Below are 19508 nucleotides of genomic sequence, written 5' to 3'. Positions count from 1 at the left end.
TTCGAACGTTAAAGCTGCCCGAATGTAGGGTAGTGTAATGAACATGATCATCCGCTCCAGCGAAGTTCGCTGGACCTCTCCTGTCCGCGTCAGAATTGGGTACGGCTTTCCTGAAACCATTTGGGGGCCGCGAGAGGCTCTGAGCTACCTTCAGTTCCGCTGGCCAGCAGTCGATGGCGATAACTGCCGCGCCGCCAAAGCCTTGTGCGCCGACGTCATGGAGGGACAAGGATGCCTTGAAGCCGCGCGCGAAGCATTCTTTAACGCATGCATTGAGGCCAAGATGCTGGCCGAGCCTTTGGCCGCCTAGATCCCGTTGATGGCCAGGTAGACCGAATAGAGGCTCCTGGTGGCGGTGATGAACAAGCGGTTGCGGCGGACACCGCCGAACGCCACGTTCGCCACCACCTGTGGAACTCTGATCTTTCCAAGAAGTGCTCCGTCTGCTGCGAAGCAATGAACGCCATCGGCGGCACTCGTCCATACGTTTCCGTTACGGTCCACCCGGAAGCCATCCGGAAGACCGGCGTCGATGTTGCAGAAGACTCGGCCGTTAGTCGCTCGGCGGCCATCGATCACATCGAAGACGCGGATATGCCGTGGCGCATGAGGATTGTGGCTTGAAGCTGAATCGGCGACATAAAGGCGGCTCTCGTCCGGCGAGAAGGCAAGTCCGTTCGGTTGGCCAAAATCAGTTATGACAGCCGCCAGTTCCCCGGATCGGATGTCGAGGCGGTAGACATTGCGTGTCTCCTGCTCCGGCTCCGCCCGGTAACCCTCGTAGTCGGAAAGAATCCCGTAGGTGGGATCGGTGAACCAGACGCCGTCGTCCGACGCGACGACGACGTCGTTCGGCGAATTAAGCCGCTTGCCCTGGTAGCTGTCCGCAAGCACCGTGATCGAGCCATCCAGTTCCGTTCGAACCACCCGTCTGCCACCGTGCTCGCACGAAACAAGCCGTCCCTGCCGGTCGCGGGTGTTGCCGTTGGTAAAGTTGGACGGGGAACGGAAGACCGACACCCCGCCACCCTCCACCCAGCGCAGCATGCGCTGGTTCGGAATGTCGCTGAAGATCAGGCATTGGGTATCTGCAAACCAGACCGGCCCCTCCGCCCAGCGGCAGCCCGAATAAAGCTCTTCCAGGCCAGCGGTTGCCACGATCAGATGACGGAAACGCTCGTCGTGGATTTCGTAGATCGAGTCTGAGTGCGACATGTGCGAGGCCTGAACGTTCGAGTGATTGCTGACGGTATCTAGCTTCATCGGACCGCCTTCCTGCCTCCGGCCGCCAGGATGACGGCGATGATGATGAGCCCCGTCAGGATCAGTCTGACGCCTGCGCCGAACCCGTAGGTGTTGAGCATCGAAACGACCAGAAACATGAAAAGCGAGGCGCCCCAGATTCCCGGCACGTTCGAGTTTCCGCCGGCAACCGCCGTACCGCCGATCACCACGACCGCAATCGACATAAGAAGGTATTCGGCGCCCATGTTGAGCGCCGCGCCGCCGGAGAAGCTGGCGAGAAGATAGCCGCAAAGAGCCGCCAGGACGGCGCAGAGGACGTAGGTAACGAAGCGGGTACCGTCCACCGGGATGCCGGCCATACGAGCCGCGAAGCTGCTTTGACCGATGGCGGAAATCCAGCGTCCATAGATGGACTTCTCCAGCAGAACCCAAGCCACGGTTGAAATGAGCAAGGCGATCAGCGCGACGTTCGGGATGCCGAAGCTGTAGGAGGTGGCGAAGCTGGAAAGCATCTCCGGTGGCTTGATGCGCAAGCCCCGATTGGTCCAGATCGCGAAGGACTGCACGATGAAGCTCATCGACAGTGTCGCGATGATCGGTGGAATGCGGAGGAGCTTGATCAGCGCATAGTTGCCGATACCGATCGCCACCCCCACAAGAACTGCGACAAGGAGGCCGACAAGGATCATCCCGTCCTGCACGTCCATCACCTTCAGCGCGAGCGTCCCGGACAGCGTCATCGTCGCAGGAACGGAAAGGTCGATATTGCCTGGCCCCAGCGTGATGACGAACATCTGCCCGACCCCGACGATGATGGAGAAGGCGGCAAACGTTAGGGTAGCCTGTGAGAGGCCGAACGCACTTGAGCCTCCTGTGAACCAGACTGTCGCGACCCAAACGATCGCTGCGGCTGCGAAAGACCAGATCCACGGCCTGCTGCCTAAGTTACGCACTGCGCTCATCGGTTCTTCTCCCGCTTCTCGAGGCGATTGAGGAAGAGGCGCAGCGCGAGCACGACGATCAGGATCGCGCCCTGGGCGCCGATCTGCCAGTCGGGCGAGATGCGCATGAACGAGAGGAACGACCCGGCCAAGGTCAGGGTCAGAGCGCCGATCACCGCACCGATCGGCGAGACGCGCCCGCCGACGAACTCGCCGCCGCCGAGGATCACTCCGGCAATCGACAGAAGCGTATAGCGCAGCGCGATGTTGGCATCTGCCGAGGTCGTCAGCCCGACCAGCGCAATGCCAGCAAGCACTGCGAAGAATCCGGCCATGGCGTAGGCCGCGGCGCGCAACCAGACGATCGACCAGCCCGCCCGCTCCACTGAGCGTTGATTGCCCCCCACACCGCGGATCAGGACGCCGAGGGATGAACGCATCACCAGCAGGTGCGTGGAGGCGGCGATGATCACGCTCGCGACGATTGCCACCGGAACTAACGGAGGCTTCGCCGTCATGATCCACCGAACCCAACCCGGGGCGGCACCGCCCGGGGACGGTAGGAGGAGCACCGCCAAGCCGCCCCAGACGAAGCTCATGCCAAGCGTCACGACGATCGAGGGCAACTGACGGACATGGATGATGACGCCGAGGGCCGCATATGCGGCAATCGCACCCGCGAGGATCAGTATGCCTATTGCAGGCGAGCTCTGCAGGAAGGTCGCCGTCACACAGGCGGTAAAGCTGACGAACGTCCCCATGGAGAGGTCAAGGTCGTTCACCGACATGATGAGCATCTGGGCAATCGTCGCAAGCGCGATGGGCACGGCGAGATTGAACAGAAGGTTCAAGCCTGTGTAGCTCATCGCCCGCGGCTGCATATAGAAAACGGCTGCAAGCAGGACAGCGAGCGAGGCGGCCGGAATGACAAGCCTGATGGCACCGGAGGAGAGCTTCATACGGCCACCCCTCCAGCAAAAGATGCAGCCAGCACATTCGCCTCCGTGATTTCCTCGCCAACGAGCTCGGCTGCGATCGCACCGTCCCGGAAGACGTAGACGCGGTCGCAAAGGCGGATCTCGTCCATTTCGGTGGAATACCAGATGAAGGTTCGCCCGGCAGAAGCCTCTGAGCGGAGGATTTCGTAGACCTCCTGCTTCGTGCCGATATCGACGCCGCGCATCGGATCGTCCATCAAGACGATCTTGGATGTCGTCACGAGTGCTCGCGCAAACAGAACCTTCTGCTGATTGCCGCCGGAAAGCGAGAGGATAGGGTTGTCCATGTCGGGGGTCCGGATCTCGATCCGCTTCCGCCAGCGGTCTCCGACCTCAGCTTCCCGCCCGTCGCTGATCATGCTGCGCGACGACAGAGCCTTCAGCGAGGAGACGCTGAGGTTCTTAAGGATGCTCCAGAGCGAAAACGTGCCGTTCAGCCCACGATCACCCGCTACAAATGCCATCTTCGGCTCTCGCGTCGGCCACCAGTTGCCGTTTGCGGAGAGATAGATCTCGAGCAGCGCCTCCGTCTGCCCGTGCCCGCCGAGACCGGCGAGCCCGACGATCTCCCCGGCATAGGCTTCAAGCCGGCTGTCGCTCCGCGGGTTCAACTGCTTGGAGAGCACTGCATCCCCGGTTCTCACTCTGGCTGTGCGGTCAGAGCCTTGTTCACGCACCACACTTCCCATTGCCTCGACGAGGCTACGGGTCTGGAATTGGGACGCCGGCTTGTCGGCGACCACCTTACCGTCCTTCATCACCACGATGCGGTTAGACGTGGACAGGATCTCGCCAAGGATGTGGGAAATCAGCAGGACAGATCCACCTGCCTCGACGAAGCGGCGGACATAAGCCATCAACTGCCCGGCCAGTCCGGCATCGAGAGAGGACGTCGGCTCGTCGAGAATGACGAGGCGGGGACGGTCTGCAACGGCGCCGAAGCTGATTGCAATCTCGACCATCTGCCGCTCGGCGATCGTCAGATCTTCAACGACGCTTTCACAATCGATCGTGTGTCCTGGGAAAATGTCCGAAAGCTGCTGCTTCACAAGAGCGAGCGCCTGCTTGCGCCAGCCCGTCCCCGTGAGGTCGCTGTGCATGACACGCGCGTTCTCCGCCACCGTCAGGTTCGGGCAGAGCGACAGTTCCTGGAAGACGCAGCGAACGCCATGGGCGCGAGAGGCGGTGATCCCCTGGGCCACCTCACCACCGTAGCTGATCGTTCCTTCGTGGGGTGTGAGCCCACCGTTGATGACATTCACGATGGTCGATTTGCCCGCACCATTGTGGCCGACCAACCCGACGCATTCACCGGCGCGGATGACAAGATCGGCGCCGTCCAGCGCCCTCACCGCGCCGAAAGCGACCTTCACACCGCGAGCAGCAACGACTTCCTGTTCGTGGGCTATTTCATTCATGGAGAGAATTCCGCCTGAAGCAGATGAACATCCCCTCCGGACGCCGCGTAAGGCCGCGCCCGGAGGAGCGGTCGGGTGAAGGCACCCTACATGTCGGCTCCGATCACCTTTTGCGCGTCTTCGAGCGAGTATTCGACGTTCGCGACGCCACCCTTTTCAGTGCTCTCGAGATTTGCCTCAAGATTTTCCTGATCGATCCGCAGGAAGGGAACCGTCAGATCCTTCTTCACGTCCTTGCCGTCGAGGATCTGCTGCGCCACCCAGAAGGCGAGCGTGGAGACGCCGGGTGCGATCGAGACGGACATCGTCTCGTAGCCGTTGGCGTCCTTCTGCTCCTTCCACCAGCGGAGCTCGTCTTCGCGGTTGCCCATGACGATGGTCGGCATCGGCCGGTTGGCTGCGGCGAAAGCCTGTGCTGCACCGTAGCCGTCGCCACCTTGTGTCACGACGGCAGCGATCTCCGGAAGACTCGGCAGAATTCCGGCAACCGCACGCTGCGCCACGTCCTGCGCCCAGTCGCCGTTGACGGAGCCGACGATCTTGAACTGCGGGTTCTTCTCGACGCCTGCCTGGATACCGGCATGGATTTCGTCATCGACGGAAACGCCGGCCAGGCCACGGATCTCAAGCAGGTTGCCACCTTCCGGCATCTTCTTGGCGAGGTATTCGATCTGGCTTTCGCCCATCGCCTTGAAGTCTACGGCGATGCGCCAAGCACAGGGTTCGGTGACGATGCCGTCAAACGAGACGACGACGATGCCGGCGTCGCAGGCTTCCTTGATCGCACCATTGAGTGCCGTCGGAGAAGCCGCGTTGACGACGATTGCATCATAGCCTTGAAGGATCAGGTTCTGAATTTGGGCGGCCTGCTCGGTCGCCTGGTTTTCAGCTGTGGTGAAGGCATCGGCTGCGGCGACGGTGCCCTCGTTGACGGCTTCCTTGGTGATCTTGTCCCAGCTCGTCAGCATGGCCTGACGCCAGGAATTTCCGGCGTAGTTGTTGGACAGCGCAATCCGCTTGTCGGCAGTCTCAGCCGAAGCAGAGATCGGCGCCGCTACGAATGCAAGCGCGATCGATGCCAGAAGCATCTTCTTGATGGTCATGATTTTCCTCCCTATCGCCCGCGGGCTCATCTACCAGGGTCCGCTCCTCAACGGCCCGTCGATTGATGTTTGAACTGGCGCCAAGGCGTCAGTATGAGGAGAATGTAGGAGAAGTGCTACCTTGCAAAGGCGGATTGAAGCAATGTGGATGCGGAGGATCGCGCAAAATTTGCGGGAACCCGCAAGACAAGCGCGGATGCGCAGCGCTTAATGTGTTGTGCGCTCTGTGCCATCTGCCGACGGCTGGGAGGACGTCGCCTCATGCTAAACCGGACACGCAACGGGCTCTTCGAGCACTACCTGGGAATCTCCCGCCTTCTTGCGGGACAGCTAGATTTCAACGCGATCATCCAGGCGGTCGCCGTCGAGATCGGACACATCATCCCGCACGATCATCTCGACGTCTGCATCAAGATGATCGACGGCAAGTATCATATCGCCTACGAAAGCGGCCTCGAGACCGCGTGGAGCCAGCAACCGCCTGCCCTGTTGACGGGAAGTCCCATCCGTAGCCTCCTCTCCGGCGAAGTCGACTACCTGCTATCGGGCGACGCCTGTTCCGATCCGCGCTTCCACTTCGACGGCGCCTTTTCAAGCCCAATCATCGCCCTTTCGCTCCGCAGCCGGTTGCACGTTCCTCTGCGGGTCCAGGGCGATATCATCGGCGCCCTGAGCTGCTCGAGCCACCAGCCCGACCACTACACGCTGGAGGACGTCGAGAACGCGCGATCGATTGCCGACCTGTTGGCGCCCTACTTTTTCGCCCTTCGCGCAGCCGAGCAGGCCAAACGTTCAGCGGTCGTGGAAACGGAAGCGCGCGCCCGTGAGGAGGGCCTGCGCCTCGGAGCACTAAAGCTCACCGAAGCCCTCGAGGCGGAGCGCCAGCGGATAGGAATGGACCTGCACGACCAGACCCTCGCGGACCTGACACGCCTCGCGCGACGGATGGAGCGGCTGACGCATCTGCCGGACATGCCGGGCGAGACGCTGGAGCCTCTGTTCCGCAGCCTGCAGCACTGCATGCACGACCTGCGCCAGATCATCGAGGAGGCCAAGCCCTCCGTGCTGCAGCTCTTCGGCGTCGCGGAGGCCATCGAGAACCATCTAGAACGCTCCGTGCGAGAGACCGGCGCGTCTGTCCGCTTCCGGTTTGAAGATAACAGCGGAGGAAAGCTCGACATGCTCGACCAGACCGTCGCCACCGCCTTGTTCCGCATCGTTCAGGAAGCGATCAACAACGCCGTCCGTCACGGTCAGCCATCCGAGATCATCGTCACCTTGCAGCAGGCGGACAGCGGCCTGTCGGTTGTCGTCACAGATGACGGCGTCGGTATCGGTCGGCCGCAGGAACAAGCCGGCCACGGCATCGACAACATGCGGACCAGAGCCCGTCTGATCGGCGCCCGGTTCGAGATCGGTGGCAGAGCAGACGGAACGGGGACGCAGGTAAAGCTGCGACTGCCCGGCAGCAGCCCGAAGCGGCCATGAACAGGAAAGCCAACATGGAAGTTCTGATCGTCGAAGACGACCCGCTCCACCGGTCCTACCTGCACGACGCAGTGCTTGCTGCATTGCCGGAATGCGAGCTCGTGCTGGAAGCGGAGAATGGCAGGATCGGCGAAGGTCTGGCGAGGCAGCATCGCTCGGCGCATATCGTCATGGACCTGCAGATGTCCGAGCGCAACGGCATCGAGGCCGCCCGGACGATCTGGAAGGAACGGCCGGACACCCGGATCCTGTTCTGGTCGAACTATGCGGACGAAGCCTATGTCCGCGGCGTCTCGCGAATCGTGCCGGAAGGCGCCGCCTACGGCTATGTCCTCAAGTCAGCTTCGGACGACCGGCTCAAGCTGGCGCTGCGCAGCATCTTCATGGAGTCGCAATGCGTCATCGACCGTGAAGTGCGCGGCATGCAGCAGAAAAGCCTCGGAAACATCAACGGCTTCACCGATGTCGAATACGAGATCCTGGTCGACATCGCACTTGGACTGACCGACCGGATGATCGCCCGCCGTCAAAACCTGTCTCTCCGCAGCGTGCAGAACCGGCTGCAGCAGCTTTATGAAAAGCTCAACGTCTATCAGCGGGTCGGCGAGGAGGGCGACGAAGGACGCTACAACCTCCGCAGCCGCGCCGTTGCCGTCGCCTTCATGCGTAAGCTGATCAACTACAGCGCGCTCGAACGCGCTGAAGCCGAGCTGAATGAGTGGCTCGGCATAAGACATAACTAAGGCGCCGCAGCTTTCGCCACGGCGCCTCAGTCAAAGTCATTCGGAAGATCAGGAGAAGGTAAGCGGACGCTCACCCTCTTCATCCCGTATCCATGTCGGCAGACCGATGTGGTTGAGGACGTTGAGGAAGGGCCGCGGCGGCAGCTCTTCGACGTTTGCCATCTTCTTCATGTCCCACTCGCCGGTGGCAACGAGCATGGCTGCGGCGACCGGAGGAACACCGGCAGTGTAGCTGATGCCCTGGCTGCCGACTTCGTTGTAGGCTTCCTTGTGATCCGCGACGTTGTAGATGAATACCGTCCGTTCCTTGCCGTCCTTGATACCCTTCACGAAGTCGCCGATGCAGGTCTTGCCTTCGTATTCAGGGGCAAGCGACGCAGGATCCGGCAGGCAAGCCTTGACCACCTTGAGCGGCACGACTTCATCGCCGTTGGCAAGCCTCACCGGCTGCTCGGACAAAAGGCCAATGTTCTTCAGCACGGTGAAGACGTTGATGTAGTGGTCGCCGAAGCCCATCCAGAAGCGCACGTCGGCGCCGTCCATGTTCTTGGCCAGCGAATGCACTTCATCATGGCCGCAGAGATAGGCGCGGCGGGTGCCGACGACCGGCAGGTCGTAGTCCTTGCCGATCTCGAACATCTTGTTGACCTTCCACTCGCCGCCCTGCCAGGAATAGACGACGCCGGTGAATTCGCGGAAGTTGATTTCCGGGTCGAAGTTCGTGGCGAAATACTTGCCGTGGCTGCCGGCATTGATGTCGACGATGTCGACGTCGGTCACCTTGTCGAGATATTCGTCTTTGGCGAGACGCGCATAGGCGTTGACGACGCCCGGATCAAAGCCGGCGCCGAGGATAGCGGTGATGCCCTTTTCCTCGCATTCGGCAGCACGCTTCCACTCGTAGTTTCCATACCACGGCGGCGTTTCGCAGATCTTGTTCGGCTCTTCATGGATCGCGGTGTCGATATAGGCCACACCGGTGTCCATACAGGCGCGTAAGACCGACATGTTGAGGAAGGCGGTGCCGACATTAACAACGATCTCAGTGCCGAGCTTGGTAATCAGCGCCTTGGTGGCTTCGATGTCGAGGGCGTCGAGCGCATGGGCTTCGAGAACGCCCGGCTGCTTCATCGCCTTCTTTTCGTGCACGGAAGCGATGATCGCGTCGCACTTCGCCTTGGTGCGCGAGGCGATATGGATGTCGCCGAGCACGTCGTTGTTCTGCGCACATTTGTGCGCGACCACCTGGGCGACGCCGCCGGCGCCGATGATGAGCACGTTCTTCTTCATAATGGGACCAACTCCTATGTCCAATCGTCAGAACCTGTTCCTGAGGCAATCAGGACAGGCTTGTTTCGTAGTCCGTGTAGTCGAACTCACGGACCGTCCTGAGGCTGCCATCCAGTTCGCGGATGGCGATTGCCGGCATTTGAACGCCGTTAAACCAGTTTTTCTTGACCATCGTGTAGCCGGCGGTGTCCTGCAGCGAGATGCGGTCGCCGATGTTCAATTCCTTTTCGAAGTTGAATTCGCCGAAGATATCGCCCGCGAGGCAGGACTTGCCGCAGACCTGGTACCGGTGCGGTCCCTGGTTGGGGTGGACCTTTGCGCTTTCCCGGTAGATCAGGAGATCGAGGAGATGCGCTTCGATGGAGCTATCCACCACGACAAGATCCTTGCCGTTGTAAAGCTTGTCGAGCACGGTGACTTCAAGCGTGGTCGACTTGGTGATCGAGGCTTCCCCGGGCTCCAGATAGACGTGGACGCCGAACTCGCCGGAAAAGCGCTTGAGGCGTTCGGCGAATTTTTCCAGCGGATAGTCTTTGCCGGTGAAATGGATGCCGCCGCCGAGCGAGACCCAGTCGGCCTTCTTGAGGAGCGGGCCGAACTTCTGTTCGATCTCGCCCAGCATGCGGTCGAAGAGGTCGAAATCGCTATTTTCGCAGTTGTTGTGGATCATGAAGCCCGAGATCAGATCCATAACCGGCTCGACCTTCTTCAGGTCCCATTCGCCAAGCCGCGAGAAGGGGCGGGCGGGATCTGCGAGGTCGAAGCTCGACGACGAGATGCCGGGGTTCAAACGCAGGCCGCGGATGATGCCGGAGGATTGCTTTTCGAAACGGGTGAGCTGCCCGATCGAGTTGAAGATGATCTTGTCGGCGTGGGAGACGACCTCGTCGATCTCATAATCGGCATAGGCCACGGAGTAGGCGTGGGTTTCCTTACCGAAGCGCTCGTGGCCGAGGCGAACTTCGTTGAGCGACGATGAGGTCGTGCCGTCCATATAGTCGCGCATGAAATCGAAGACCGACCAGGTGGCAAAGCACTTCAAGGCAAGCAGGGCCTTGGCGCCGGAACGCTCGCGCAGCGTCGCGATCTTCTCCATGTTCCGGAGAAGCTTCGACTTGTCGATCAGGTAGTAAGGGGTTTGAATGTCGCTGGTCACGCCTCAACCTCTGCGCTGTCTTGTCAGAGGGGGGCGAATACCCCGGATCAGCGGGAGACTCAACCCGAACCAAGCCAGGCTTTGCGTGGTCCCGGAGAAAATGATCAGTCCGGCAAAGCGTGACTGCGAATGAGAAATGGGACGGCCCTCGTGGAGAGGCCGTCCCAAGGCTTAGGCAGAAGCGGATGATCAGCTAACTGGCGTCAGTGTCATCGACGTGCCGGTGGCAGCAACGTTTAGACCAAGCTGGCCTTGCACGCTGACCGTCTGCAGATGAATGGAGCCGGCCGTGCCGCCAACCAGGATGTTTGCGCCGATCCCGGCACCGACGGTCGCCTCGGCAGTTGCACCCTGATAGAGGCCACCCAGCGAGCCGGTGTGGTAACCCGCGGTCGGTGCGAAGACGGCCCAGACCATCTTGCCGCGTGTCGTGAAGCCGAGATCAATGCCCATCTTGCGGATGGTGCCGACATAAGCGTCGTGGCGGTCGGCGTCCGTGGATGTGAAGACGCAGCTAACTTCCTTGGCAGAGCCGAGCACATAGCCGACGCCACCGCCGATGTCGCACGTCAGATAGCCAATTTTCACGCCATTGCGGGCATCCATCTCCTGATAGGTCGGCACAGGCTCCTGGTAGCGAACGGCGTCGGCAGCAATAGCAGTTGGCGCGGCCGAAAATGCAGCGGCAGAGGCGGAAAGGCTTAGCGCGAGGATGGTCTTCATCTCAAACTCCTTCTGAAATTTCTACGCGTCGTCTTGAGGCGACGGCTGCGTATTCAGTTGAAGAGAACGAATGTGATCGAAAAATGATCCGCTTGCGTCGGGTAACAGTTCGTTAAGCTCTGTTTCAACCTCCCGGCTTGCGGCATGGCAGGTCGAGCCTGCCAATTCTCCCATTGTTGTGACTAGAAGGGTTCCGCCACTGCCCTAAGTGCCCCCAGACAACGGCACCGGGAAACTCAAAAGTGGGGCACCATGAATGACGCAACGACGCCTCGCTCCGCGCGAGAGACTTCATGATCCTTGTCCTGAAGTTCATTCACATCGCTGCTATCTCAATCTGGGCTGGTGGCCTCGTCAGTCTGCCCGGCCTCTACGTGCAGCGTGCGCATGTGAAGGACAAGGAGGCCCTCTACCGGCTGCAGATGATGGTGCGGTTTGCCTATGTCACCATCATATCGCCCGCCGCCTTCCTGGCTGTTGCGAGCGGAATCCTTCTGATCTTCGGTCAGCAGACTTTTGCCGGATGGTTCTCCGTCAAACTATTCTTTGTAGCCCTACTCGTGATCCTGCACGTGCTGACCGGTCTCGTGATCATCCGACTGTTCCGCGAGGGGGAGATCTATCCTGTCTGGCGCTTCATCTTCACCACGGCCCTCACCGGTGGTGTCGTGCTCACCATACTCTTCGTAGTCCTGGCCAAGCCGACAATCAGCGCGCAGTTCGCCCAGGACCTCTTCGAGCCCGGCGCCTTGCGGCGCCTCGCGCAATCCATCAGTCCTTGGGCGATACCATGAGGCCGATGCCATGATGGAAAATAAGCTTCCCACCGTGCCACCCTGCCATCCCCGCGAGAACGGCGGCAAGGGCCGAAACGAGCAACCCATGCGGCAGGATCTCGGCAGCATCGGTGACGCGCAAACCCCAGTTCAGTCCGGCAACTGCGATCAGCATCATCGCCGCGACGGCATGCGCCCAGCTCGCGACACGCCCTCGAATTCCGGCCACCATGAGCAGTTCGGCTGTTCCCACAGCCCCAGCCGCGGCGCCCATGAAGAAGGCCCCGCCCGAGGACCATACGCCAGCCCTCAGCCAGAACGGATCGGCCGACCACCAGTAGATGACATCGATCGCAAAGGTCACGAAGACCAGCGCGATCGGAAAGTGAACGGTCATCGCATGCAAGGGATGACCGGCCACAGCAACGGCCGAAGTGACGTCCTTCTCTTTGACCTTCGAGATGACGGGATTTTCAGTTTCTTCCGCAGTACTCATTCTTCGGCTCCCTTCTCCGCCTTAATCCGGCAATGTCGGCGCTGGTTCCCGCGAATGATGCCGGGCGTCGCAGCGGCGGTTGTCTCAGGCTGCACGGGTGACCTCTCCGCACTCGATCCAGCCGGTCCCTCGGCCGCCTCCATCGCACGGTTGTGGTGGGTCATGCTGGGCGCCTCCGTGCTGCTGTTCCTGCTGGTCGTCGGGCTTTTCCTGCTCTTGATCGTCAAGCCGGAGTTCGGCCGGCGCATTTCCCCGAGGTCGTGGATCCTGGCCGGCGGCTTGGGCCTGCCGATACCCCTTCTTCTGATCCTCACCTTCTACGCGTTTTGGCAGGGCGAATACCTGTTGCGCGGGGCGGGAGCACTCTCTCCCGATCTGGCACGCGTCGAAGCAACAGGCACGCGATGGCAGTGGCAGTTCCGTTATCCCGATGTCTCCGGCACGCCGCTCACGGTCGGCGTTCTCCACATTCCCGTCGGCCGCACCGTCGAAGTTGCGGTGGAAAGCGACGACGTCATCCACAGCTTCTGGATCCCCCGCCTCGCCGGCAAGATAGATGCCATCCCGGGTCACACGACCTTTCTGCGACTGCGCGCCGACAAGCCCGGTCGCTATGGCGGCCAGTGTTCCGAATACTGCGGCGTCGGACATACCGGAATGAGGTTCGAGGTCCGCGCGCATGCGGACGAAGACTACGCTGCGGCACTCGGCCTCGAGGAAACCGAATGACACAACAACGCGACGAACTCACCTCCCCGATCACCCTGCACCACGCACTGGACGAGATCTGGGGAACGAAGCCCGGCATCGGGCGCCTGGCCGCGGTAAACCACAACATCGTCGGCCGCCGCTTCATGCTGACGGCTCTCATGTTCTTTGCCATTGGCGGTCTGCTGGCCATGCTGATCCGCACCCAACTCGCGTCCTCCGAAAGCGCCTTCATGGATGCCGAGGAATATGCGCAGGTCTTCACCATGCACGGGACCATCATGATGTTCCTGTTCGCGATCCCTTTTGCCGAGGGCGTTGCGATCTATCTCCTGCCGAAGCTGCTGGGCACGCGCGACCTCGCCTTTCCGCGGCTGACCGCCTACGGCTACTGGTGCTACCTGTTCGGCGGGAGTATGTTGATAGTTGCGCTGCTCGCCGGTGTTGCGCCGGACGCAGGCTGGTTCATGTACACGCCGCTTTCGTCGGGTACCTATTCTCGCGGCATCAATTCCGACGTCTGGCTGCTCGGCATCACCTTCGTCGAGATCTCCGCGCTTTCCGCAGCCGTCGAAATCATGGTGAGCATCCTCAAACTGCGCGCCTCCGGTATGTCCCTCGACAGGATGCCGATCTTCGCATGGTACATGCTTGTGGTCGCCACGATGATGCTGATCGGCTTCCCGCCGCTCATCATGGGCTCGGTTCTGCTGGAGGTGGAGCGGGCGTTCGATCTACCTTTCTTCGATCCCACGAGGGGTGGCGACCCGCTGTTGTGGCAGCACCTTTTCTGGCTCTTCGGCCATCCGGAGGTCTACATCATCTTCCTTCCGGCCGCCGGCGCGATCTCGACAATCTTGCCCGTATTCGCCGGAGCCCCACTTGCCGGCTACCGCATCATTGTCGCAGCGCTCGTATCGATGGCATTCCTCTCCTTCGGCCTGTGGGTCCACCACATGTACACGGTCGGCATTCCGCATGTGGCACTTTCCTTCTTCTCGGCTGCAAGCGCGCTCGTCGCGGTACCGACGGCCATACAGATCTTCGCCTGGCTCGCGACCATCAGCCATGGAAGACCGCGCTTCTCGGTCCCGATGCTGCACATCTTCGGCTTCTTCTTCGTGTTCGTCATCGGCGGCCTGACAGGCGTGATGCTGGCGATGGTGCCCTTCGACTGGCAGGCCCACGACACACACTTCGTTGTCGCGCATCTGCACTACGTGCTGGTCGGCGGATTCGTCTTTCCCATGCTGGCGGCCGCTTATTACTGGCTGCCACACATTACCGGGCGCCAGCCGGTGCAGCACCTGTCGCCAGCCGCGTTCTGGATGATCTTCATCGGCTTCAACGTCACCTTCTTCATGATGCACCTGACCGGCCTGCGCGGCATGCCTCGTCGAGTCTACGAGTACCCACCGGACACGGGATGGGAGTCCCTCAACTTCATCTCCTCCGCCGGCAGCTTCGTCATGACGATGGGCTTCGCCCTCGTCGCGCTCGACTTCATTCTGCTCTTTCGCTTCGGCCGCCTCTATGTCCGTAACCCCTGGAAAGCGGGAACCCTCGAATGGGCAATGCCAACACCGCCGCCTTCCTACAATTTTGCGTCGCTGCCGGTGATTGACCGCCGCGCCGACATGCTCGATCCTGATGTGGTGGGACCGGAACTGGCGGGAGGCAAGGGACTGCTTGGCTTCCCGCGTGACGGGCGCATGGAGCTGCTTGCTGTCGACATGGTCTCCGGCGCCCCGGAGCACGTGGTGCGTTTGCCGCGGCAGACCTTTCTGCCCCTCTGGAGTGCTGCCGCCACCGGCTGCTTTTTTCTGTCTCTGCTGTTCAAGCTCTACTGGGCCACGCCATTCGCCTTTGCCTTGGTGATCTTCCTCTTCTTTCTGTGGAGCAGGGATACAGCAGAGCCGAAGGATCTGGAGAAGCTTCCTGTCGGTCACGGACTGGAACTGCCGCCACACATGGAGGCGGAGCGGCCACCGTCCTGGTGGGCGCTTGTATTTGCACTGACGGCCGACGCGACGGCCTATGTCTCGCTGTGTTTCGGGGCGCTCTTCCTCTGGGTCTCGGCACCCAACTGGCCCCCGACGACTCTCATCGAGATGAGCATTGTTGGCCCAGCGATCGCAGCAATGGCATCGGCGGCTTCCGCCTTGGCCGGCTGTCGATCCGTCGTCGCTCGACCCGCTTCGACCCTATGGTTGATCGTCGCCGCGGCGGGGCATCTCGTTACGGTTGCCCTTCTGGCCTGGCTGGCGCTGACGGCAGTCCCCGATCCGCGTCGTCACGCGGCAGCGGCGAGCATATTCGTCGTCTTCGCCTATGCCGCCCTTCATGCTCTGATGGGTTTCGTTTTTGCGGTCTATGGGATCTGGCGCGTCCGCGGTGGCTTCGTGTCGAGGCGGCGCAGCCTTGATCTTCGTCTCGGTTCGCTCTGGCACGCCTTCAGCGCGGCAACCGGCATAACCGCCGCGGCTTTTCCATTCGTGCTGACAAGCCTCGTTAAAGAGGTGAGCCAATGAGAGCGACGCCACTCCTTGCGATCATCTCCGGCTTCGTCCTGTGGAGCGTGATCTTTCTGCTGCTCTACGGGGTACAGGCAACCGGCTGCCATCTAGCCGGGGATAACCTGTCCGCAAACGGCGAATACCCATGGGTGCGCCTGATCCTGATCGCGGTCTTCGTGCTCTCGTTTCTCGCGCTCGGCTACACGTTCCTCAGGGCAAGAAAACGCAAGCATTATGCTCCGCAGGCGGACGATACAGGAAGCTTCGTCAGGGAAGTCTCCGGTTACATCTGGATAGCTGCCCTCGTGGCAACGCCCTTCACCTTCGGTGGTGTTGCTTGGCTGAGCCTTTGCGGCACCTGAAGGACTGGCTTCTCAGGCCACCTTGAAGTGGATGTCGCCGATGGATGTGACATGGCCGTGCATCTCGTCACCTCGCTTGACGGCACCCACCCCGGCCGGCGTTCCTGCAAAAATCAGATCTCCCGCACGAAGCTCGAACAGCCCTGACAGGTAGCCGATCATGTCCGGCACCTTCCAGATCATCTGGTTCAAGTCACCGCCCTGGCGGATTTCGCCATTGACCTTGAGCCAGATGGCGCCTTCCGTTGGATGGCCGATATCCGACGCGGCCTGCAAGGGACCACACGGCGCGGAGGCCTCGAACGACTTGCCTGTTTCCCAGGGGCGACCGAACTTCTTCGCCTCGCCCTGAAGGTCTCGCCGGGTCATGTCGAGGCCGATCGCATAACCGAAGACGCAGTCCAGTGCCTTCTCCGGTGCAATGTCCCGCCCCCCCCGCATGCAAAGCGACGACAAGCTCGACTTCGTGGTGAACGTCACTGGAAGCGCTTGGATACGGGAAATTCTGACCCTGCGGCAGGAGGTTGTCCGGGTTTTTCTGGAAGAAGAACGGCGGCTCCTTATTCGGATCGTGACCCATCTCCACGGCATGGCCGGCGAAGTTGCGCCCGACGCAGTAGATGCGATGAACGGGGAAAAGCGCATCACTTCCAGCGATCGCAAGGCTTGGGTGCGGGGCGGGCTCGAAAAGGTAAGGGCTCTGTTGCGATCTCTGTCCACGTCATGCTCCTTCTGTTCTTTCCTCTTCAGGCAGTTTCACCGCGATGGCAAGGCTGGACAGAGCGCGGAATGTCCTTGAACTTTACAAAAGTGACATGTTCATTGCCTAGGAGACATAGCAACATCGGCAGCGATAACTGCCCTCCCCTCCTACAGGTTCTTTCCCATGAATGACTTCAGCGGTCTGGCAATCACGCACCAGGGCCATACGATTCGCCTCAAATGGCACCGACTCCGTCGCCGGCTGGACGATCCCTTGTTCTCCTCCAGGATCATGGCGGAAGGCTTCCGCCTCGGAGCCTCGATGGAACTCGATCTTCGGGTCAGGGCCGACGGAGGCTTCGCGGTGCTCCATGACGACCTCCTGGAGGGAGAAACGACAGGGTCTGGGCCGGTGCATCAGGCAACGGCAGCCGAGCTGAGTGATCTCCGCATGAAGATCGGAGGAGAGAAGGTTTCCCTCAGCGAGGATCTCGCCGGGATGCTCCCTATGGCCCACCCGGAGGCGCTGCTGCAGTTTGACATCAAGGACACGCTGGATCAGATAGGCGGACGTGGGCTCGACCACATCGCCACGCACTTCGACGGTCTCGGCAAGCATGTGATCGTGAGTGCCGACGATCAGGACCTCATCCTGGCGATCAAGAAGCGCGTACCGGACCTTCGTCGGGGGATCGACCCGACCGGCAAGCTCGTCGACCTGTTTCGTGAGAGCGGCCTGACTGCCGTCGAACGAGCTTTGGTGGCTGACATCAAAGGTCCGTCCGAGCCGGAGACGATCTATCTCGCCTGGCCGCTTCTGCTGGATGCGGCAAAGCAGGGTCTGGATCTCGTCGCCCTCTGCCATCAGCACAAGAAGAAGGTCGATGCCTGGACCTATAACCTCCGCGATGCGGAGGCTGGCTTCTCCGACGCCGAGTGGGACGCGGTAAGCCAACTGCTGGCGCTGAAGCCAGACCAGCTGACAACAGACCAGGCGCCGGGGACCGAGCGGGCTTGGCACGCGCGACTTGCCATGGCAGCCTGAATATTTGCCCTCAGTCTAACGGCAGCCTGCCGCATCGAACAAGAACGAGAGCGCCTGCACCAGTCCCGGCGCACAAGCCACGACCGGTCCACCGCCGCCGATCATCTCGGCCAGTGGCGCGGTGGCGATCCGAGCCCCGGCCTCGCGCGCGATGAGGATCCCGGCAAGCATGTCCCAGGGCGACAGGTGCCGTTCGAAATAGACGTCGGATACGCCTTCGGCCACACGCGCCAGCCCGATCGCTGCAGCACCCATACGCCGGTAATCCACCCCGCACTCGTAGAGGGTGCTGGTGACGGCGAGATAGTCTTCGAACTTCGTTCGGCGGGAGTGCCCCAAAATAGCGATCGCGCGGCTTGGATCGGTCACGTGCGACGCAGAGATCGGTTGACCATCCTTGAAGGCGCCGTTGCCTCGGATGGCGTGGAACACCTTGTCCTGAGCAGCATCATAGATGACACCGATCTGGATCTCGCCCGCAGCGACGAAGGCAATGGAAACGCCCCAGTGGCGAAAGCCCCGAATGAAGTTGGTGGTTCCGTCTATCGGATCCACCACCCAGGTTCCCCCGCGGCCAACTTGGCCGCCGCTCTCCTCTCCCATGAACGCGTCCTGCGGAAAAGTCTGCATCAGCGCAGTGCGGATTGCCTCTTCCGCTCGCTTGTCGGCGACCGTGACGAAGTCCTGAACGCCCTTGTTCTCGACCGCGAGCGTTTGCGGCAGCGCTTCGGCGCGGAACGCGGCAACATCGCGCCCAACCCGCCGGGCAAGAGCGATGGCGGCCTCGGCGCGAGCCTCGAGTGAGGCGAAATCGAAAGATGTCATCTATGCACTTCTTCTTGAAACGAGCGTCACTGGCGTGAACTCCACGCGCGCAACGGAATCGGGTTCCGATATGCGGCTGGCAAGGAGGTCGACCACCTTCCCCGCCTGTAAGTCGCATGGCTGCAGAAAGGTCGTGAGATCGTACGAGGACCAGCTTGCCTGAGGGATGTCGTCGTGGCCAACGATCTTGATGGAGTAATCCATGCGGCCCTTTTGGCGGAGCCCGTCGATCACGCCGCAGGCCATGTAGTCGTTGACCGCAAACACGCCATCGACACCAACATCGAGCAGTTCCTCCGCCGCTTGCTGCCCATGCCAGTAATCGTTGCTGGCGACCGGGATCAACCTTGCCTCGACACCCAGGGCAGCACAACGTGCCTGAAAGGCTTCCGCACGACGTCGCGAGGAATAGGACACTGCCGCACCCGAGATTACCGCGAGCTTCTTGGCACCTGCCTCCAAAAGAACCTCGACGGCGGTGTATCCGGCCATCCTGTCGTCGGAGAGCACCCGGTCGACGAATGGATAGTCTTCGCCCTTGTTGATCAGGACAATCGGCACACCTTCCGCCGCACATTCTTCGCAGATATGAGAGGGCGGTGCATCCGAGGTGACGATAACCCCGGAGACCGCATATTGCAGCAATTGCCCGATCACAGTCGCGCTGTCCGCCCCCTTCGAGGTCGGCAGCAAGATCGGCCTGTAGTTGCGCGCGATCAGTGTCCGTGCCAGCTGCTCCAGCTGGAGAGTGCGAAAGGGGTTGTCGAGACCTGCCGCGACAAGTCCAACAAGGTCCGACCGCTTGTTGGTGAGGCTGCGGGCGAGGTAATTAACCCGGTAACCCAGTTCCTTGGCGGCCTCATAGACCTTCTGGCGCGTCTTGTCGGAAACGCTTGCATCCGGGGTAAACGCCCGCGACACGGCTGCACGTGACACGCCGGCGGCTCGCGCCACGTCAAAGGAGGTGACCCTC

The 19508-nt window shown here is 61.2% G+C and carries 19 protein-coding genes and 1 pseudogene; 8 read left to right on the top strand and 12 right to left on the bottom strand.

Features of this window, described 5'->3' with window-relative positions:
* The first annotated feature begins 37 nt into the window (after positions 1-37).
* Positions 38-310, top strand: a complete 273-nt coding sequence (locus MUU54_RS14690) for a DUF982 domain-containing protein (protein WP_247244760.1) — start codon at positions 38-40, stop codon at positions 308-310.
* Here MUU54_RS14690 and MUU54_RS14685 read toward each other — a convergent pair.
* From MUU54_RS14685 to MUU54_RS14665, 5 genes are all read right to left on the bottom strand, one after another.
* Complete coding sequence (locus MUU54_RS14685; protein ID WP_247244867.1) at positions 307-1215, bottom strand: SMP-30/gluconolactonase/LRE family protein; 909 nt, start codon at positions 1213-1215, stop codon at positions 307-309. The two genes, MUU54_RS14690 and MUU54_RS14685, sit on opposite strands and share 4 nt — an antisense overlap.
* 44 nt (positions 1216-1259) lie before the next feature.
* Positions 1260-2207, bottom strand: coding sequence for an ABC transporter permease (locus tag MUU54_RS14680; RefSeq protein WP_247244759.1), 948 nt, complete (start codon positions 2205-2207; stop codon positions 1260-1262).
* The gene (locus MUU54_RS14675) at positions 2204-3145 is read right to left on the bottom strand and encodes an ABC transporter permease (protein ID WP_247244758.1); all 942 of its coding nucleotides are present in this window, start codon (positions 3143-3145) and stop codon (positions 2204-2206) included. The genes MUU54_RS14680 and MUU54_RS14675 overlap by 4 nt, the downstream gene beginning before the upstream one ends.
* The gene (locus MUU54_RS14670; RefSeq protein ID WP_247244757.1) at positions 3142-4602 is read right to left on the bottom strand and encodes a sugar ABC transporter ATP-binding protein; all 1461 of its coding nucleotides are present in this window, start codon (positions 4600-4602) and stop codon (positions 3142-3144) included. Before MUU54_RS14670 ends, MUU54_RS14675 begins: the two co-directional genes overlap by 4 nt.
* Positions 4603-4688: 86 nt before the next feature.
* Complete coding sequence (locus MUU54_RS14665; protein ID WP_247244756.1) at positions 4689-5705, bottom strand: ABC transporter substrate-binding protein; 1017 nt, start codon at positions 5703-5705, stop codon at positions 4689-4691.
* A gap of 261 nt (positions 5706-5966) precedes the next feature.
* On the opposite strand from MUU54_RS14665, the gene MUU54_RS14660 reads away from it, so the two are divergent.
* Positions 5967-7193, top strand: coding sequence for a GAF domain-containing sensor histidine kinase (locus MUU54_RS14660; protein ID WP_247244755.1), 1227 nt, complete (start codon positions 5967-5969; stop codon positions 7191-7193).
* Positions 7194-7207: 14 nt separating this feature from the next.
* Entirely contained in the window at positions 7208-7936 is a 729-nt protein-coding gene (locus tag MUU54_RS14655) for a response regulator transcription factor (protein WP_247244754.1), read from the top strand.
* 48 nt (positions 7937-7984) lie between these two features.
* Here MUU54_RS14655 and MUU54_RS14650 read toward each other — a convergent pair whose 3' ends face one another.
* The 3 genes from MUU54_RS14650 to MUU54_RS14640 all read right to left on the bottom strand — a co-directional run bounded on the left by MUU54_RS14650 (position 7985) and on the right by MUU54_RS14640 (position 11105).
* A complete protein-coding gene (locus MUU54_RS14650; protein ID WP_247244753.1) occupies positions 7985-9226 on the bottom strand; it encodes a saccharopine dehydrogenase family protein in 1242 nt (413 codons plus the stop codon).
* Between the two features lie 49 nt (positions 9227-9275).
* Entirely contained in the window at positions 9276-10322 is a 1047-nt protein-coding gene (locus MUU54_RS14645) for a carboxynorspermidine decarboxylase (RefSeq protein ID WP_247244866.1), read from the bottom strand.
* A gap of 249 nt (positions 10323-10571) precedes the next feature.
* Entirely contained in the window at positions 10572-11105 is a 534-nt protein-coding gene (locus MUU54_RS14640) for a DUF992 domain-containing protein (RefSeq protein ID WP_247244752.1), read from the bottom strand.
* A 293-nt stretch (positions 11106-11398) separates the two neighbouring features.
* Between MUU54_RS14640 and MUU54_RS14635 the strand changes: the two genes are divergently transcribed.
* Positions 11399-11899, top strand: a complete 501-nt coding sequence (locus tag MUU54_RS14635) for a CopD family protein (protein ID WP_247244751.1) — start codon at positions 11399-11401, stop codon at positions 11897-11899.
* On the opposite strand, the gene MUU54_RS14630 is transcribed toward MUU54_RS14635, so the two are convergent.
* The gene (locus MUU54_RS14630) at positions 11877-12377 is read right to left on the bottom strand and encodes a DUF2231 domain-containing protein (protein ID WP_247244750.1); all 501 of its coding nucleotides are present in this window, start codon (positions 12375-12377) and stop codon (positions 11877-11879) included. The genes MUU54_RS14635 and MUU54_RS14630 overlap by 23 nt on opposite strands.
* A 54-nt stretch (positions 12378-12431) precedes the next feature.
* On the opposite strand from MUU54_RS14630, the gene coxB reads away from it, so the two are divergent.
* The 3 genes from coxB to MUU54_RS14615 are packed head-to-tail and all read left to right on the top strand — an operon-like array spanning position 12432 to position 15963.
* Positions 12432-13106, top strand: coding sequence for a cytochrome c oxidase subunit II (coxB, locus tag MUU54_RS14625; RefSeq protein ID WP_247244749.1), 675 nt, complete (start codon positions 12432-12434; stop codon positions 13104-13106).
* Positions 13103-15616, top strand: coding sequence for a cytochrome c oxidase subunit I (gene ctaD / locus MUU54_RS14620; protein ID WP_247244748.1), 2514 nt, complete (start codon positions 13103-13105; stop codon positions 15614-15616). The genes coxB and ctaD overlap by 4 nt, the downstream gene beginning before the upstream one ends.
* On the top strand, positions 15613-15963 hold the full coding sequence (locus MUU54_RS14615) for a hypothetical protein (protein ID WP_247244747.1): 351 nt from the start codon (positions 15613-15615) through the stop codon (positions 15961-15963). Before ctaD ends, MUU54_RS14615 begins: the two co-directional genes overlap by 4 nt.
* 12 nt (positions 15964-15975) lie before the next feature.
* Here MUU54_RS14615 and MUU54_RS14610 read toward each other — a convergent pair.
* A pseudogene (locus MUU54_RS14610) lies at positions 15976-16621 on the bottom strand (fumarylacetoacetate hydrolase family protein).
* 228 nt (positions 16622-16849) lie between these two features.
* Here MUU54_RS14610 and MUU54_RS14605 point away from each other — a divergent pair.
* Positions 16850-17710 (top strand): glycerophosphodiester phosphodiesterase, encoded by an 861-nt coding sequence (locus MUU54_RS14605; RefSeq protein ID WP_247244746.1) that lies wholly within the window; start codon positions 16850-16852, stop codon positions 17708-17710.
* Positions 17711-17725: 15 nt separating this feature from the next.
* Here MUU54_RS14605 and MUU54_RS14600 read toward each other — a convergent pair whose 3' ends face one another.
* Entirely contained in the window at positions 17726-18535 is an 810-nt protein-coding gene (locus tag MUU54_RS14600; protein WP_247244745.1) for an inositol monophosphatase family protein, read from the bottom strand.
* The gene (locus tag MUU54_RS14595; protein WP_376742102.1) at positions 18536-19489 is read right to left on the bottom strand and encodes a LacI family DNA-binding transcriptional regulator; all 954 of its coding nucleotides are present in this window, start codon (positions 19487-19489) and stop codon (positions 18536-18538) included.
* Between the last annotated feature and the right edge of the window lie 19 nt (positions 19490-19508).

Origin of the sequence: Pseudorhizobium tarimense, from assembly GCF_022968135.1 — a bacterium.
GTDB classification, from domain to species: domain Bacteria; phylum Pseudomonadota; class Alphaproteobacteria; order Rhizobiales; family Rhizobiaceae; genus Neorhizobium; species Neorhizobium tarimense.
Note: the sequence above shows the minus strand (reverse complement) of the source record. Positions and strands in the feature narration are given on the sequence as shown.